This window comes from Thermogemmata fonticola, from assembly GCF_013694095.1.
Lineage (GTDB): Bacteria > Planctomycetota > Planctomycetia > Gemmatales > Gemmataceae > Thermogemmata > Thermogemmata fonticola.
Window position 1 is genome coordinate 38,430 of the sequence record NZ_JACEFB010000015.1, and the last position, 15,268, is coordinate 53,697.

The following is a 15,268-nucleotide window of genomic DNA, read 5'->3' on the forward strand; positions in this document are numbered from 1 at the left end:
AGGCGAACCATTGACGGGGGAAGACGGGGGCCGAAGGGGGGAAGAGAGAGTGCCGCAAGGGGCGTCAGTGCTCGATCTGGTACCATTCCGGGCCGCTGGCTTCGTAGCGGGAGTAAAGGTCGTCGCGGTCGACGGGGGCGTGGGCCAGACCCTGACGGGTCGCTTCCTCCAGGAGGGCGTCCAGGGCGTCGAGGGCGACCATGTACTGCCGGGCCAGTCGGCCCTGGTAATGGGTGAAGTCCACCGCTTCCGCATAGACCTGTTCATACACGTCGGGACGCTGGCGCAACAGGTGCGTCCACAGATGCGTCAGGCGGCTTTGGAACGCCTCGCGGCTTTCCTGCTCTTCCGCCAGCAGTGTCAGGCAGACGTATTCTGGCTCGCTCATGATCGTCCGTCGGTTTTGGCTCCGGTCGGCCCAGGCGGACCGCTGGGCAAACCGGCCGTTCACGGGGAATGGGAGGGCTGTCCTGCCCCTTCGGCTTTCACATTCGGCGTCTTTGCCTCCGCAGCATCAGCTTAGGGAGCGAGGGCGGGATTGTCCGCCGGAGGGGCCAAGGAGCGCGGGGGAGGCAGGGGAGCAGCAGCGGGGCCTACCGGGCGGAAGGAGTGCAAGCGGAAGGGGTGAGGGCGGCGGCGTTGGCCACCACGAGGATGTCGCAACGGGCGAGCAAGTCGTACTGTCGGGCCAGGCACGTATGCGGGGCGAGCACCGCGCGCAGGCTGGCCTCTTCCGCCGCAGGAGCGGGGAGGAAGAGGTAGGCCGGCGTCGGCGTTTCCAGGAAACGGCGGACGGCGGCGGCATCCGGCAGGTTCATCACTTCCCGCCCGCAGTAAAACACCAGGCTGGGAGCGAACCAGCGATGCGTTCCCACGCGCAGGTCCCGCTGCGGCTCTGCGATACCGCTGGCTTCCACCAGCACCTTCGGTGCCCGATGGCGATCGAGTGTCACCGGCAGGACTGCGGCACTGGCCGCGACAAAGGCGATACCCGCCACGGCCAGCCGCCGCCGCAGCGCCGCCGCTTCGCCCCGCTTCCAGGCCTTCCATCCCGCCGCTGCTCCGCCGACAGGAATCAGCCCCAGCCAGCAGCACAGGCCCAGGCCGTGGTACCAGCGTTCCGCCACGAGCAGGCCGACCCCCGCCGCCAGACCCACCGCCGCGAGCAATCCCAAGGCTGTTGGCACCACCCAGCGCGCCAGAGGCACCTGCTCCCTCTGCCAGCGCGCGAAGAACCGGCCCGTCAAGAGCGCCAGCGCAGGGTAGAGCGGGAAGATGTAATTCGGCAGTTTTGTCGCCGCCGCGGAAAAGACCAGCAGGTACACTCCGATCCAGCAGACAAGGAAGCGGTACGGGCGGGGGTCCTCCGCTTCCCCCCCGGTGCTCGGCTCCGCCAAGGCCAGAAAGCGGCGGACACGTCCCACCGCCTGCTGCCCGGTGTGCTCCAGCACCGGAATGAGCCAGAGACTCCAGGGCAGAAAAAAGACCGGCAAGACCAGAGCATAGTAGAAGAACGGCCCGCCATGCCCTTCCATCGGCCGCGCGAAGCGCTCCAGGTTTTCCCGCCCAATGAACGCTTTGACCCATTCTCCCCGTGTCTCGCTGGCCACCAAGGCGTACCACGGTCCGGCTGTCAGCAAAAACAGTCCCGCCGCACTCAACAGGCGCCCGTCCAGCAAGCGCCGCCCCTCCTTCTGCCAGAGGAAGTACAGCAGAATGACCAGTCCCGGCAGGGCAGCCCCGATCGGCCCTTTGGTCAACACCGCCAGGCCGCAGGCCGCCGCCACGGGATGCCACCAGGCCCGCCGCCCCTGCTCCTGCCCCCACCAGAAGGCGAAGAATGTCAGCACGGTGAAGAAGAGCAGCGGAGCATCCGGCGTGGCCGCCCGGCTCAGGATGGCAAACTGCACCGCACTGCCCAGGATCACCCCGGCCCATAGGCCGCTGGCCCGGTCCCACAGCCGACGGCCCAGTTCATAGCACAGCAGCACTGCGCCCAGACCGCAGAGAACCGACGGCCCGCGCGCCCACCCCTCCGACACCCCCCCCACTGCATAACTCCACCGCTGCAACCAGTACAACAACACCGGCTTGGCCGTCCGCAACTGATAGTTGAACGTCGGCACGATCCAACTGTCTGCCTCGGCCATCTCGCGCGCCGCCTCGGCGTTGACCCCTTCATCCACATCCCACAGACTGTAGCTGCCTAGCCCCGGCAAGCTGACCAGTCCCACCACGAGCAGCAGCACGGCATAATCGCCCAGGCGCTCCCGCATGCCAAGCTCTCCGTTCTGCCAGGGTCTCCGGTTTCCAGCCCGCCAGAGGGTGACTTCCTGCCGTGGAGGGAAGCCGCCGCCCTCCCGTCCCGCCGCCTGCCCCTTTGCCCCTTCCGCCGAACGGGCCGAGCAGCAAGCCGCCTGCGGTGACAGGAAATCCCGAAGCGGTCGAGGATTGGTCGAGGATTCCCCCGCGTTCCCAGGGTTCCCCACCGACTACCAAGCCAGCCCATCCCCGGCGTCCGCCGAGGTTCCCCAATCGCCCAGGGAATCCCGGCGTTTGCCAAGTTGTCCAGGGAATCCCGGCGTTTGCCAAGTTGTCCAGGGAATCCCGGCGTTTGCCAGGGAATCCCACCCTAGCAATTCCCTCCCGCCGCGCGAAGGGGAAAGCGGAAGTGCTGCCGTATCGCAGGGAGCCACAAGCTGCTGGGAAGCCGTTGATTCCCCCCGCGTGGCCGGGGCATTCCGGGGCGATCTGCGAACGGCAGGGTTCGTGTCCCGCCGGGCCGCCAATTCGGCGTTGAAGGAGCGAGAAGAGGGGGGCCTCCGCCATTGCGGCGGAAGCGGAACCTGCTAGCCATCGCAGGTTTTTTAAAATGTGGCTCCTTGCAGTGCCGCCGGACATTGCCCGCCTCTTCAACCCCTGCATGGCCACCTATTCAGGAAGAAGGGGGTGTAAAAGACAAAGGGGGCAAGTGACAATTCCTGGTCCGTTCATCCCGGAGGTGTTCCGATGTGCGGCTTTCGGCTTGTGCTGGTGCTGAGCAGCCTAGTAGCCGGTGCGGCCCTGTGCGCGGCGGCCCCGCCAGGTGCAGGCAAATCACGGCCCGCAGGCCGGCCGGGCGAGGTCAATACGCCCCCGGCCAAAGGCGAGCGGTTTCCCGACCGGCTCAAGGTCGGTGACCTGGCCCCGGATTTCGTCCTGTCCGATCCTACCGGGAAGAGAGAGGTTCGACTCTCCAGCTTCCGCGGCCAGCGGCCAGTGGTCTTGATCTTTGGCAGCTTGACCTGACCACCTTTCCGTCGCCAGTCTGGCGACCTGGAGCGGCTGTACCAAACGTACAAGGACCAAGCGGAATTTTTCCTGATTTACATCCGCGAGGCCCATCCGGACTCCCTCCTCTATGTCCCTCAAGACAGCGAGGGAACAGAGGAGGGCGACGAGATACTGATGAAATTGGGTCAAACGAACACCCTGGCCGAGCGCAGCGAGCGGGCCCAGCAGTGCGTAGCCACTTTGAAACTTTCGATCCCGGCCCTGGTGGACGGGGAGGACAACCGGGTGAACCGGGCCTACGCTGCCTGGCCGGACCGGCTGTACGTCATCGGGAGCGATGGCCGCATTGCCTACAAAGGGGGCCGGGGACCGAGCGGCTTCCGACCCGCCGAAGTCGAACACTGGCTGAAAACTCACCTTCCCTGAAGACTCGCCGACTCTCCGGCTGAAGGACGGAACGAGGTCTCAGCTTGGTCATCTCTATAGCCTGTTTGGGACGGCCCAAAAATTCAGGGGCGAAAAATTAAAAAATCGATTGACATGATGGGGTCAACCGAATATCTTAGAGGCGTCGGTTAACCTATCGTCGGGTTCACGTCTCATAGGGTATCTTTCAGGGGAGGTGGCCTATGAGTAACGGGAGCAATGGCGGTTGCCAGGCCTGTGGGCGGCAGGGGGTGTGGTCGAAACTGGGGAGTTGCGTGCGCTGCATGCGTATCGCGTGGTGGGGGACTGTAGTCGCCTGGCTTGGGGTCGTGGCGGCTTTTATGGCGGCAGCCCCGTCGGTGCTTGGTTTGGCAGCGTTGGGAGTAGCTGGGCTATTCAGCGTGCTTTGGTTGGCTCACTGGGGGGCCTTTGTAGGCAAGAACGTGGCCTCTATCCGGCAACTGGGGAATGCCCTGGGTCAGCCCTTGGGCCGTCGCGACCTGTTGCGATTGGCTGTCCATCAGGCGGGCGCCGCTCTGATCCTGGTCTGGGGGCAGGGAGCCTTTGGGCGTGTGCGGGGGGATGATGATGTCATCCCACCGGGGGATGATGATGTCATCCCACCACCCGGTCAAGACGAGCAGATCGATGACCCTCCTGGCTGCGGGCCACTTCGGGTGAGGGTGAGAGCAACAGCCAGGGCAGCTAATGCACAGGCTGCCTGCAATGAAGCCAGACTACGGCTCGACCAGAGAATATTTTGGGTCATCCGGAATTGCCATCAATATTGTGCCAGGGACAACAATGATCCAAACTGCAGAAGTCGGGAGTGTGTCTGTCTTCAGATTGCGGACGTGGTGCGCTGTGGCCCAGCAAGAAGAGATCCTCAGCAGGGCGATTTTGTCTGTACCTGTGAAGGAACAATTCACATCATTTGCCACTGCCTCCAAGATACATGTGGGGTCTTGGGACCCATCTTGGTCGCCGGAGCTGAAGCATGCAATGCAAATCAAAATAGAGCCCTGCAGGATGCTTTGGCCAGCCTGCAGCAGGCTGCACAAGCGGAATGCGATAAGCGTTGCACGGCGCGAAATCGTCACTGCGCGGTCCTAGGACAGCGATGTGTGTGCGCAGGGATAAACCGCCTGGGCCAGCCGGAGTGCAGACACCGAACCGAGATCGATGGCGAGGGTAACAGGCGCCATTGCTACCAATGCTCAGCAACCTACCAACTGAGGTGCCGGTGCTCCTAGGCAGGCGTCCGGCGTCTGAGGCAGGTGGGGGGATCGGCAGCGCGTGGGTCCTGCCGGGCGCCTTCACTCCCGTTACGCACGGCCCTGCCCATTCTGGGTTGTTCCTTGGCCGGGCCGTGGGGGGCGTGGCTATCTGGGGAAGCGATCGAGGGTAGGCCGGAGCGGGTCGGGTGTCCGTGGTGCCGATCGCTCTGGCCGGTATTCTTTATCGCTCTGTCTGGCATTCGCTTGGGTGAAGAAAGTAGTCCATCCTGGCACTTCGTGGAGGGGTCTGGCTCCGAGGCTTTTCCTATCGGCTGCCTTCAGGGTTGCTGAGTCGGCCAGTCGGCTTGTGCTTGACGTGGCGGGGCGGCGTGGTATGGTGGGCGCCGGGCCAAGGAAAGGCGCCGGGCAGCGCAGCGGCGACGGCGGGACGTCAGGGACGACGTGCACCTATGCGGAGCTGGGCAATCCGAGGGATGATTCTGGGTCTGGCCGCTGGTCTGGCTGGCCTGGTCTGGCTGGCGCGGACGTGGGTCAGTCCGGAACGGGTCCGGCAGCAGGTGGAGGCCCATTTGCGCGCCGAGTTGCCCGGCTGGCAGGTTCAGGTCGGTTCGGCCCATCTGCGGCTGCTCGGCGGCATTGCCGTGCGCGAGCTGAGCCTGCGCCGGCCGGGATCGAGTGCAGCGGCGCCGCCCGTCTTGCACGCCCCCTATGTGCTGCTCCATCACGACAAAGAACAGCTCAATCGGGGCCGCCTTGTCATTCGCAAAATCGAGCTGGAAGGGCCGGAGTGGACGTGGGAGCGGCAGGCGGATGGGTCCTGGAATCTAGGCTCCTGGTGGGGCAGCGGGGCGGCGGACAAGTCCTGGCCGACGGTGCTGATGCGGCAGGCGACGGTGCATCTGCGGGACCCCAGCGGGGCGTGGCCCGCGCTGACCTTGCGGCAGGCGCAGGTGACGATCCTGAACGATCCGCTGCCGGTGGTCAGCGTGCAGGTGCAGGCTCAGGCGGACGGCTGGGGAACGGTCACCCTGCGGGCGCGGTTCAACCGGCTGGATGGCTCCCTGGCTGCCGGGGTGGAATTGCCGGCCTGCCCGCTCCAGACAGCGCTGGCCGCCTGGGGTTCCCGCGTCTGGCCCCTGGGCGGCGATCCCTGGCGCGGACTGGAAGCTCTGGCAGCGATCAGCGCGGACCTGACCTATCTGCCCCAGAAGTCCCCCGCCTGGCGTTATGATCTACGCCTGGATTTGCGCGAAGGGCGGTTCCAGCATCCCGACTTGCCCTGGCCGGTGGAAAATCTGTCGGCGAGCATCCTGGTCAGCGGGCAGAAAATTGTCGTGGAGCGGGCCAGCGGGGAAATGGCCGGCGCTGCCGTGCAGTTGAGTCTGGAGAGCCGGAGCTTTGGGACGGACGCCTCGGCCCCGGCTGCCTCTCCGCGGTCCGCGAGCACCAGCCGCCCGGCCTGGTTGCAGCGCCTGGAAGAGTATCTTCAGCGCCTGGAGCTGACCGTGCAGGGGGTGGCGCTGGAGGATGCCCTGTTCCCGCATTTGCCCCATCGGGTGCAGGAGTTGCGCCGGCGCTTTGCGCCCCGCGGTCGGCTGGACCTCACGTACAAATACCAGCGCCTGGCCCAGGGCAGCCAGCAGGAGATCGAGCTGCGACCCCGGCAAATGCAGATCACGTATGACAAGTTCCCCTATCCGCTTCAGGACCTGCGCGGCACGATCCGCCAGACTTTGCGCCCGGAGCAGCCGCCGCAGACCGTGCTCGATCTGGTCGCTTCCGCCTCCGGCCATCCGATCACGATCAAGGGGAGTGTGACGGGCGAAGGCCCGGACCCTGGGATTCAACTGCGCCTGAGCGGGACGAACATTCCCCTGGATGAAACCCTCATCGCGGCGTTTCCGCCCAAGTATGCGGCGCTTATCCGGCGCTTCCACGCCCAGGGGTATGGCGACTTCGTGGCGGAAATCACGCAATATGCTGGGGTCAATCGCCTGAGCAGCGAGTTCCGGGTGGAGATTCGGGAAGGGCGGTGCCGGTATGAGGCGTTCCCCTATCCGTTGGAGAAGGTGCGGGGCCGGCTCGTGGTGCGGGTGGTGGATACGGACCCGAAGCGTCCGGTGCGTCCGGGGGAACCGGTGGGTCCGCCGCCGGATGAAGATGAGCTGATATTGGACGGTTTCACGGCGGTGCATGCCGGGGCGCCGATCTGGCTGCACGGGCAGAATCGGCCCTTGCCCGGCTCGCGTGATCGCTTGCTGACTTTGCGCCTGGGCGGAACCCACTGCCCCCTCGACGAGGACTTGCGGCAGTCTCTGGCCGCCTTGCGCCTGGGCGAGCTGTGGGAGGTGTTCGCCCCGCGGGGACACTTCAACTTTACCGCCGATGTGCAAATCCTGGAACGGGCACGCGCTTCGTCCCAGCAGAAGGAGCCGCCCCCCTTTCAACCCGCTACGGACTTGAAACTCAGCTTGCATCTGGCCGGCCCGACCCTTACCCCCCGCTTCTTCCCCTATGAGTTGAACGAAGTCAGCGGCTGGCTGGAGTACAAAAACGGGCGGGTGGAGCTGGCCCACTGGCAAGCGCGGCATGGTCTGACCCGCTGCCGTCTGCCGGCGGCGGAGGTACGCTTCTTCCCGGATGGCAGCCTTTGGGCCAATCTCGGCCAATTGGAAGCGCAGGACTTGCAGGTGGATGCCGACCTGTTGCGGGCGTTGCCCCGCCGCCTGGCCCAGAGCCTCCAGGCGCTGCATTTGCGGGGGGAGGTCCACTTGCGGGTGCAGCATTTGGTGGTGCGGACGGCCCCGGAGCTGGCGCATCTGCCCGGCTCGGCTCCGCCGGAACCGGCCCCCCTGCGTCCGGCAGCCGCGGGGTTGGAACCTCCCGGCTCTGGCGCGGCGACTCCGGCGCCTGGTGCTTTTCCGCCGTCCGCGCCTCCTGCGGGTTCGGCTTCGTCCTCCGATCCGATCATTTACTGGGATGCGGAGGTGCGCCTGCGGGATGCCGCCTGGGAGGCGGGGGTCAGTTGGGCCCAGGTGCACGGCACCTTGGCCTGCCGCGGACGGTACGAAGGGGACCGTCTCGGAGCAGTCCTGGGGGCCGCCTGGCTGGATCGGGCCCAGATCGCCGATCAGCCCTTGCAGCGCATTTTGGCCCGGTTTCGCACTGAGCCGCAGCGGCCCGATCCCCACAAGCCCGGCCAGTTCCTTCCCGTGGCGGTGGAAGTGACCGATCTGCGCGGGGAGTGGTTCCACGGAGTCATCGGCGGCCAAGCCCGCCTGGTGCTGGGGGAACCGACGGGCTTTCAGCTTTGGCTCAATGCCGCCGAGGTGCAACTGGAAGCGGTGGCCGCCCATTATCAGCTCAACAAGGACGCCGACCTCAAGGGGCTGGCCCAAGCCCAGCTCCACTTGTACAACCGCACGGATGCCGCCACCGGCCAGACTTACCTGGAAGGAGCCGGCAAGATCGATGTTCCCGCCGGGCGGCTCTACAACCTGCCCATCCTCCTGGACCTGCTCAAGGTCCTCAAGCTGCAAGCCCCGGACAAGACCGCCTTCGAGGAAGCCCACGCCGTCTTCCGCATCCGCGGCGACCGTATCCTGGTAGAACAGATCGATCTGATCGGTAAGGCCGTCTGCCTGGGCGGCTCCGGCGAGATGGACATCCGCGGCGAATATGTCCAGTTCGACTTTTACACCATCGCCTCGCAGATTCTGGCCCGGCTGGTGCATACTCCGGTGGGCGACCTGACGGCGTTTTTGAGCAAAAACCTGTTTCGCATCCGCTTGACGCGGGAAGGGGGGCAACTGGTGTACAAGCCGGAGGCGGTGCCGCTCATCACCGATCCGGTGCGGCGGATTGCCGATCGCTTGCGGGCGCGGGCCGCCCCTTGGCTCGGACGCAGCGATCCTCCCTGAGGCCGGCGCCTGCCGGAACGAAGGTGCCGCTACTCTCCGGGACCAAGGACGGACGGGACGCCCATGCCCGGCGGCTGTCCCGCTCCCTCCTCCCGCGGACTGCAAGGACGCAACCATGCCTGGACTCATCCTCAATCGCCTGATCTTCCGGGAGTTGGTCAAGGTCTTCCTGCTGTCACTGGGCACGGTGACCGGCCTGTTGGTGATCGTGCCGGTCTATCAGGACGCCTCACGCATGGGGCTGTCGCTGATGCAAGTCCTGGAAGCGATTCCGCTGACGATTCCGAACATGCTGCCGTACACCATCCCGGCGACGACGCTCTTTGCCGCCTGCGTGGTCTATGGCCGCCTGGCCCATGACAATGAAGTGGTCGCCATCAAGGCCGCGGGGGTGCATCTGTTCGTCATCCTGCGGCCGGCCCTGCTTTTGGGGTTGATCAACACCCTGGTCACCGCGTATCTGTACCACACGATCATTCCCCGCTCGCAGCAGATACTTTATCAGCGGCTGCTGGATGATCCGGAGGAGCTGCTCTACAACCTTTTGCGCCGGGACCGCTGCCTGCGCCATCCGCAGATGCCCTACGTCATCTACGTGCGGGACGTGGAAGGCCGGCGGCTGATCGATGTGGTGGTCAAGCGGCGCAATCGGGTCATCGATCCGCAGACGCGGCAGGAGTTTTACTTCGGTTACGATGTGGTGGCCCGGGCGCGGGAAGCCCGCCTGCGCTTCGATCCCAGCGACGGCAAGCTCTATCTGGACCCGGACCGCTTCGTCATTTATGACAAGCATACGACAGGAACCACCGACCCGACGGGACCATTCCAGATGGATTTGCCGGAGGGGTGGAACGGCAAGGACCGCGTGCGCACCTCCGCCCTGACCTGGGACGAATTGCCCCGGCGCATCGCCGACCTGCGGGAGCAGATCGCCAGCAAAGAGCGCCAGCGGCAGCAAGTCTGGGAGCAGATCGAGCAGATTCCCGATCCGGTGCAGCGGGAAGCCCTGCGGCTGCGCGCCCGCGAAGAAGAGCGGCATTACGACTACCAGATTCAGTTCCTCCAGCGGCAAATGCGCAACGCCGAGGCGGAGCTGTATCAGCGGCCGGCTTTGGCCTTCGGCTGCCTCATTTTCGCCCTCCTGGGCTGCCCTGTGGGTATCTGGGCCAATCGGGCCGACTACCTGAGCGTGTTCGTCATCTGCTTCCTGCCGGCCCTGTTGGTGTACTATCCGCTGCAATTGGCCGGCGTGGGTCTGGGCCGGGATGGCAAATTGCCCCTGCCGCTGGCCTGCTGGCTCGCCAACCTCACCGTCGGCTGCGGCGCCTTGCTCCTGAACTGGCGCTTGCTCCGCCGCTGACAGGTCCGCCCGCCCCATCCTGCCGACGGGGAAGAAGCCCGAAGCGCAGACGCTCCGAAAGCCGAAGCAGAGCCGCTCAGCCAGATGCCGATGCCGGACCGGAGGCAGACGCTGGGCCTTCGGAAGCGGAGGGCGGAGGGGGGGAAGGAGGCAGCGCAGAGCCGCCTGTTCCCGTGCCCTCCGGCCCAGAGCTGCGCGGGGGAGCCGCCGTCGTGCCAGCCTCCGCTTGGGGCCGCTTGCGTTCTCCGCTGAGGGGGCCGTTAGCTGGAAGAGTTGGACTCACTCCGCTCGTGACAGGCGATTGTCCCGCAGAGGCGGCAGGTTCCGCGGGCGTGCTCGGACTCGTGGCGGAAGACGGCGGAGCCACGGGCCGGCTGTTCCAACCGCTCAGGCCCGTCCGGCGCCGTATGCGCTGGAGCTTGAGCTTGGGCACCGGTACGTCATGTTCATCCTCAATATCGCCGACGATTTCCTCCAGCACGTCCTCCAGGGTGATCAGACCCAGGACGTTCCCCTGCTCGTCGCGGACGATGGCCATGGGACGGTGGGACTTGCGGAACAGGCGCAGAGCGTAGGCCACCGGTTCATCCGGCCCCAGAAAGATCGGAGGGTAAAGGGCATCTTCCAGGATGACCGCCCCGGATGTGCTGAAGAGATAGAACAAATCCTTCGTGTTGACAATGCCGACGATGTTATTCAGTTGTCCATCATAAACCGGGAGGCGGGTATGGGCGCCGTGGCGGACCGCTTCCAGGATTTTCTCCGGCGGCAGGTTCAGGTCTAAGGCAGCCATTTTCTCCCGCGGTACCATGCAGTCGCGGACCTTCTTCTGGGACAGGGCGAAGACATTGAGAACGAAATCAGCCTGGTCCGGTTCCAGCAGTCCGGCTTCTTCGGTGTCTTCGATGAGCAGGCGGAGTTCCTCGACGGTGTGGATTTCCCCGGCATCTCCTTGATCGCGATAGCCGAAGCGGCGGAGCAGCCAGGCGCTGGAGCCGTTCATCAGGCGGATGAGCGGGTCGCTCAGGCGGGCCAAAGCCAGAACCGGTCCCGCCGTCCAGAGGGCGATCCGCTCGCTGTCTTGCAAGGCGGCGATTTTCGGCATCTGCTCGCCGAAGACCACATGCATATAGGTGATGCCCGTGAGCGTGAGCAGGACGGACAGAGCACGCGTCCATTGCGGCGGCAGACCTGCCAGCAGCGGTTCGATGAGAGCGTGAATGGCCGGTTCGCTGACAAAACCCAGGGCCAGACTGGCGATGGTGATCCCCAGTTGACAGGCTCCGACGCTGCGGTTGAGGTCACGGATGGCGGCCAAAAGGGTGACGGCTCCCGCTCGGCCTTGCTGCACCAACTCCTCGACGCGCGTCCGCCGGATGGCCACCAGAGCAAATTCCGCTGCCACAAAGAAGCCGTTGATCGCTATCAGAATAGGAATGGCGATCAGGTGGCCGGCCAGCGCCGGCGTCAACGTCGGAAATTCACCCAACGGCGTGGCCAAAAAATCATCCTCGGTAAGGATAGCACCCTGGTGGTGTTATTCTAGCAAATCAGGCCGCCTCCTGGGGCCTTCTGCAATCTCTGCCTCCGCGGCGTCGGAACTTCGCAGCTCCCACTGCGGGGGAATCAGGGACGAACAGGCAGCGGGGCGGGACGTGCTTGGCGGCGGGGAAAGGGGCGGTTATACTCGCGGCGGCAGGGCGAAACCAGCACCGCGACCCTCGCCGCGTGCAGGAGAAACCCACCCAACAGCAGGGGGAAGCAGATCGACGACGAGGGAAACCGAGCCGGTGGGGAAAGCCCACCAGCGGCAAGGGAAGCAAGTTAGCGGCGGAAGCAAACCAACGGCGGGACTAACAGCGGAGAAAACCGACGGCGACGGAAAGCCAACTCGACAATGGGGGAAACCAAACCGGCGGGAGAAACCCACCCCACGTCATGAGGAAAGTCCAACCAAACAGGGGAGAAAGTGAGATGGCCGGTGAGTACGACACGGTGACACGCATCCTGCTCGAACATTGCGGCCAGGATTGGCTCGCCGCCCTCGCCACCATCCAACGCTTCCCCGACAGAGTCTTCCGCCTCCACTACCCCCAACCCTACCTCCTCCATCTCGAAGTCCGGGTGTAACTAGATTCTCTGGGGGTGGGGGCTGAACCCGCGAGGTGTTTCCCCAGACTAGCAGAGCTGCCCGGCAGAGAACCCCCAGAAAATCTGGTTGCACCCAACGACGCTCTGGAATCTGAAAAAAGTTGATGCGATCCTGTAGAGGAGTTAAGATAGAGTCAACTCTGAAATGGCTCCCACGCACAACCTGCCTGCCGAGCTAATCATTACCACTACCCCAAACGGCAATAGTTCGCCTGTGTGCAATGAATCGACTCGAAGGGGAAAAATGAGCTTTCGTCTCAGGACAGGAGGCGATGATGAGAGATGCGATGCCATCCGAAGCGGTGGTACCTCCGCTGGCGGTGGGCCAGCAGCGGAGCCGGGTGTGTTCTGGCTGGCACCGGCGGTCGTTTTTGCAGGTGGGAGCCTCGACGGTGCTGGGGCTGTGCTGGCCGCGCTGGCTGGCGGTGCAGGGGGCGAGCCGCACGGCTCCCGCAGGACCGGCCCGGTCGGTCATTCTGCTCTGGCTCTGGGGCGGTCCCAGCCAGCTCGATACGTTCGACCCCAAGCCGCAGGCGCCGTCGGAGTATCGCGGGCCGTTCGGGACTATTCCCACGCGGATCAGCGGGGTCCGTTTTGCCGAGCTATTTCCTCAACTGGCAGCGCGCAGTCACCACCTGGCTGTTATTCGCACGTTGACGACTTCTTCCAACGATCACGGCATCGCGGGAACGATTGGCCTGACGGGCAGCGGAGCAGGGGGTGTCGGTCTGGATGGCAAGCCGCTGCCAGGTTCGCCGCAGCCGGCTTTGGGGTCAGTGGTGGCGCGGGTGCGAGCGGCGCGAGGGGGTAAGGCCCTCCATCCGTTTTTCGTTGTCGGCGGCAAGCTGCATCAGGGGAAAAAGCCGATCATCGGCGAAGGGGGCGGCGTGCTGGGAGCGGCCTGGGACCCCTTCCGCCTGGAGTATGACCCGGTGCAAGGTGCGGCGCGCGTTCCCGCGCTGCGTTTGCCCCCGGAGCTGACGCCGGAACGGCTCCACCACCGCCAGGAGTTGCTCCAAGCCCTCGATGGCGTGCAGCGGGAGGCGGAGCGGTTGGCCCGCCAGCAGAACCTGCCCGCCTATCAGCAGCGGGTGCTGGACATGCTTCTGGCGCCGCAGAGCCGGGCGGCCTTCGACCTCTCCCGCGAACCGCCTGCCCTGGCGGATCGCTATGGCCGGACCCGCTTCGGCCAGTCCTGCCTCTTGGCCCGCCGCCTCGTCGAAGCTGGCGTCCCCTTCGTTCAGGTCAACTGGAGCGACCACGTCGAGGCGGAAGAGGACGCCGGCGACGGCGGCTGGGACCAACACTACCGCAACTTCCAGATCATGCAGGACCGGCACGCCCCCTGGCTGGATCAGGCCATGTCCGCCTTGCTCGATGACCTGCAGGAGCGCGGCTTGCTCTCCAGCACGCTGGTTCTGGCCGTCGGCGAGTTTGGCCGGACCCCTCGCATCAACGACAAAGCCGGGCGCGACCACTGGCCGGACTGCTACTGCGCCCTGGCGGCCGGCGGCGGACTGCGCCGCGCCTGCTTCGTCGGCACCAGCGATGCCAAAGCGGCCAAACCGGCGGACACACCCCTGACACCCGCCGACTTGCACGCGACCATCCTCCACCAACTGGGCCTGACCAGCGAGCAAATCACAGCGTTGGGACTGACCCCCACCGGCCGGGTCATCACCGAGTTGCTCTAACGCGGGCAGGACATTGGGCTTGGCTGCTGCCGCAAAGCAATGCCCCTCTCTCCATAAAAAGAGAGGGTATCGCCGATGAATCAGTATAGGTTCTGCCCATAGCGGGGATTACACCATGCGCGGAGTTTTTCTACGGAGAGGGCGTGGTTCATCCCGGAATTTCCGCGATTTTTGCGGATTTGACAAAACCAGATTAAAGTGTTCAGATTTACAATTAGGATGGATTTTCACTATCTCGTTTCTGGGTCTGGGTATGCCTCTGGCCATCTCGCAGGCGGCGGACCCGCCCTCCTCAGCCCCGCAAGCTCCTGATGCTCCCGGCGAACCTCGGCGGCTCACCACCGACGGCTCGTACAAATACCACCTCCAATGGTCCCCGGACGGCCAGACGCTGCTCTTCACCCGCATCCACGAAGGACTGATGGCCTTGTGGACTATCCCCATTTCCGGCGGGCCGATGAAACGTCTTCTCCCCGGCCATAAGGAACCCCACTTCGACGGCCACTTCTCCCCGGATGGCCAACGCATCGTCTATGTCTATGACCGCTTGCAAGGCACCGATGGCAAACTTCAGATCAACATCTGCCAGGCCGACGGCAGCGAGGATAAAGTCTTCATCCCGCATCAAGCGTTCGAGGAATCCCCCCGCTTCCATCCCCGCGGCGAGTTCGTCCTCTGGGTGTCCACGCGTCAGAAGAACCCGGACCTCTTCACCGTGGATGCCCAAGGGAAAAACGAGAAACGGCTGACCAATCACCCCGCCCTGGACCTGCATCCGGCCTGGAGTCCCGACGGGCGGCAGATCGCCTTCAGCAGCAACCGCCACGGCCCGCAGAAAATTTACCTCATGGATGCCGACGGCAGTAACGTCCGCCGCTTGACAGACGGAGAAGGACTGGACTCCTGGCCAGCATGGCGCCCCGATGGCCAATGGCTCGCCTTCGCCTCCCACCGCAGCGGCAACTACGACATCTGGCTCATCCGCCCCGACGGCCAGGGCCTGCGCAATCTGACCCGCCACCCCGCCCACGACACCTGCCCCGCCTGGAGTCCCGATGGCCGCCGCCTCGCCTTCATCTCCAATCGCCACGGGGGCAGCGACATCTACATCCTGTCGATGGATGGACACCTCCCCTTGCCGCGCCCCCGCGAAAAGTGAGTGGAAGCCCACCGGCCCCCCTGGAATTACCGTATTTGACAGTGAGA

9 protein-coding genes are annotated in these 15,268 nt (G+C 65.0%); 6 read left to right on the forward strand and 3 right to left on the reverse strand.

Annotated features, from left to right (window positions below; all coding sequences use genetic code 11):
* Positions 1 to 64 precede the first annotated feature (64 nt).
* Together H0921_RS15290 and H0921_RS15295 are read right to left on the reverse strand one after the other, a co-directional pair.
* A complete protein-coding gene (locus H0921_RS15290) occupies positions 65 to 388 on the reverse strand; it encodes a hypothetical protein (protein ID WP_194539391.1) in 324 nt (107 codons plus the stop codon).
* Positions 389 to 593: 205 nt separating this feature from the next.
* Positions 594 to 2,276, reverse strand: coding sequence for an ArnT family glycosyltransferase (locus tag H0921_RS15295; RefSeq protein WP_194539392.1), 1,683 nt, complete (start codon positions 2,274 to 2,276; stop codon positions 594 to 596).
* Between the two features lie 733 nt (positions 2,277 to 3,009).
* Between H0921_RS15295 and H0921_RS18355 the strand changes: the two genes are divergently transcribed.
* The 3 genes from H0921_RS18355 to H0921_RS15320 all read left to right on the forward strand — a co-directional run bounded on the left by H0921_RS18355 (position 3,010) and on the right by H0921_RS15320 (position 10,217).
* The gene (locus H0921_RS18355) at positions 3,010 to 3,699 is read left to right on the forward strand and encodes a deiodinase-like protein (RefSeq protein ID WP_263013137.1); all 690 of its coding nucleotides are present in this window, start codon (positions 3,010 to 3,012) and stop codon (positions 3,697 to 3,699) included.
* Between the two features lie 1,687 nt (positions 3,700 to 5,386).
* A complete protein-coding gene (locus H0921_RS15315; RefSeq protein WP_194539395.1) occupies positions 5,387 to 8,857 on the forward strand; it encodes a hypothetical protein in 3,471 nt (1,156 codons plus the stop codon).
* A gap of 115 nt (positions 8,858 to 8,972) precedes the next feature.
* Positions 8,973 to 10,217: an LptF/LptG family permease gene (locus H0921_RS15320; protein ID WP_194539396.1), complete on the forward strand. Its 1,245-nt coding sequence runs from the start codon at positions 8,973 to 8,975 to the stop codon at positions 10,215 to 10,217.
* Between the two features lie 76 nt (positions 10,218 to 10,293).
* On the opposite strand, the gene H0921_RS15325 is transcribed toward H0921_RS15320, so the two are convergent.
* A complete protein-coding gene (locus H0921_RS15325) occupies positions 10,294 to 11,718 on the reverse strand; it encodes a hemolysin family protein (protein WP_194539397.1) in 1,425 nt (474 codons plus the stop codon).
* Positions 11,719 to 12,191: 473 nt separating this feature from the next.
* Between H0921_RS15325 and H0921_RS15330 the strand changes: the two genes are divergently transcribed.
* The 3 genes from H0921_RS15330 to H0921_RS15340 all read left to right on the forward strand — a co-directional run bounded on the left by H0921_RS15330 (position 12,192) and on the right by H0921_RS15340 (position 15,221).
* Positions 12,192 to 12,347, forward strand: a complete 156-nt coding sequence (locus H0921_RS15330; protein ID WP_194539398.1) for a hypothetical protein — start codon at positions 12,192 to 12,194, stop codon at positions 12,345 to 12,347.
* Between the two features lie 308 nt (positions 12,348 to 12,655).
* The gene (locus H0921_RS15335) at positions 12,656 to 14,062 is read left to right on the forward strand and encodes a DUF1501 domain-containing protein (RefSeq protein WP_194539399.1); all 1,407 of its coding nucleotides are present in this window, start codon (positions 12,656 to 12,658) and stop codon (positions 14,060 to 14,062) included.
* A gap of 253 nt (positions 14,063 to 14,315) precedes the next feature.
* Positions 14,316 to 15,221: a TolB family protein gene (locus H0921_RS15340; RefSeq protein WP_194539400.1), complete on the forward strand. Its 906-nt coding sequence runs from the start codon at positions 14,316 to 14,318 to the stop codon at positions 15,219 to 15,221.
* The last annotated feature ends 47 nt before the right edge of the window (positions 15,222 to 15,268 follow it).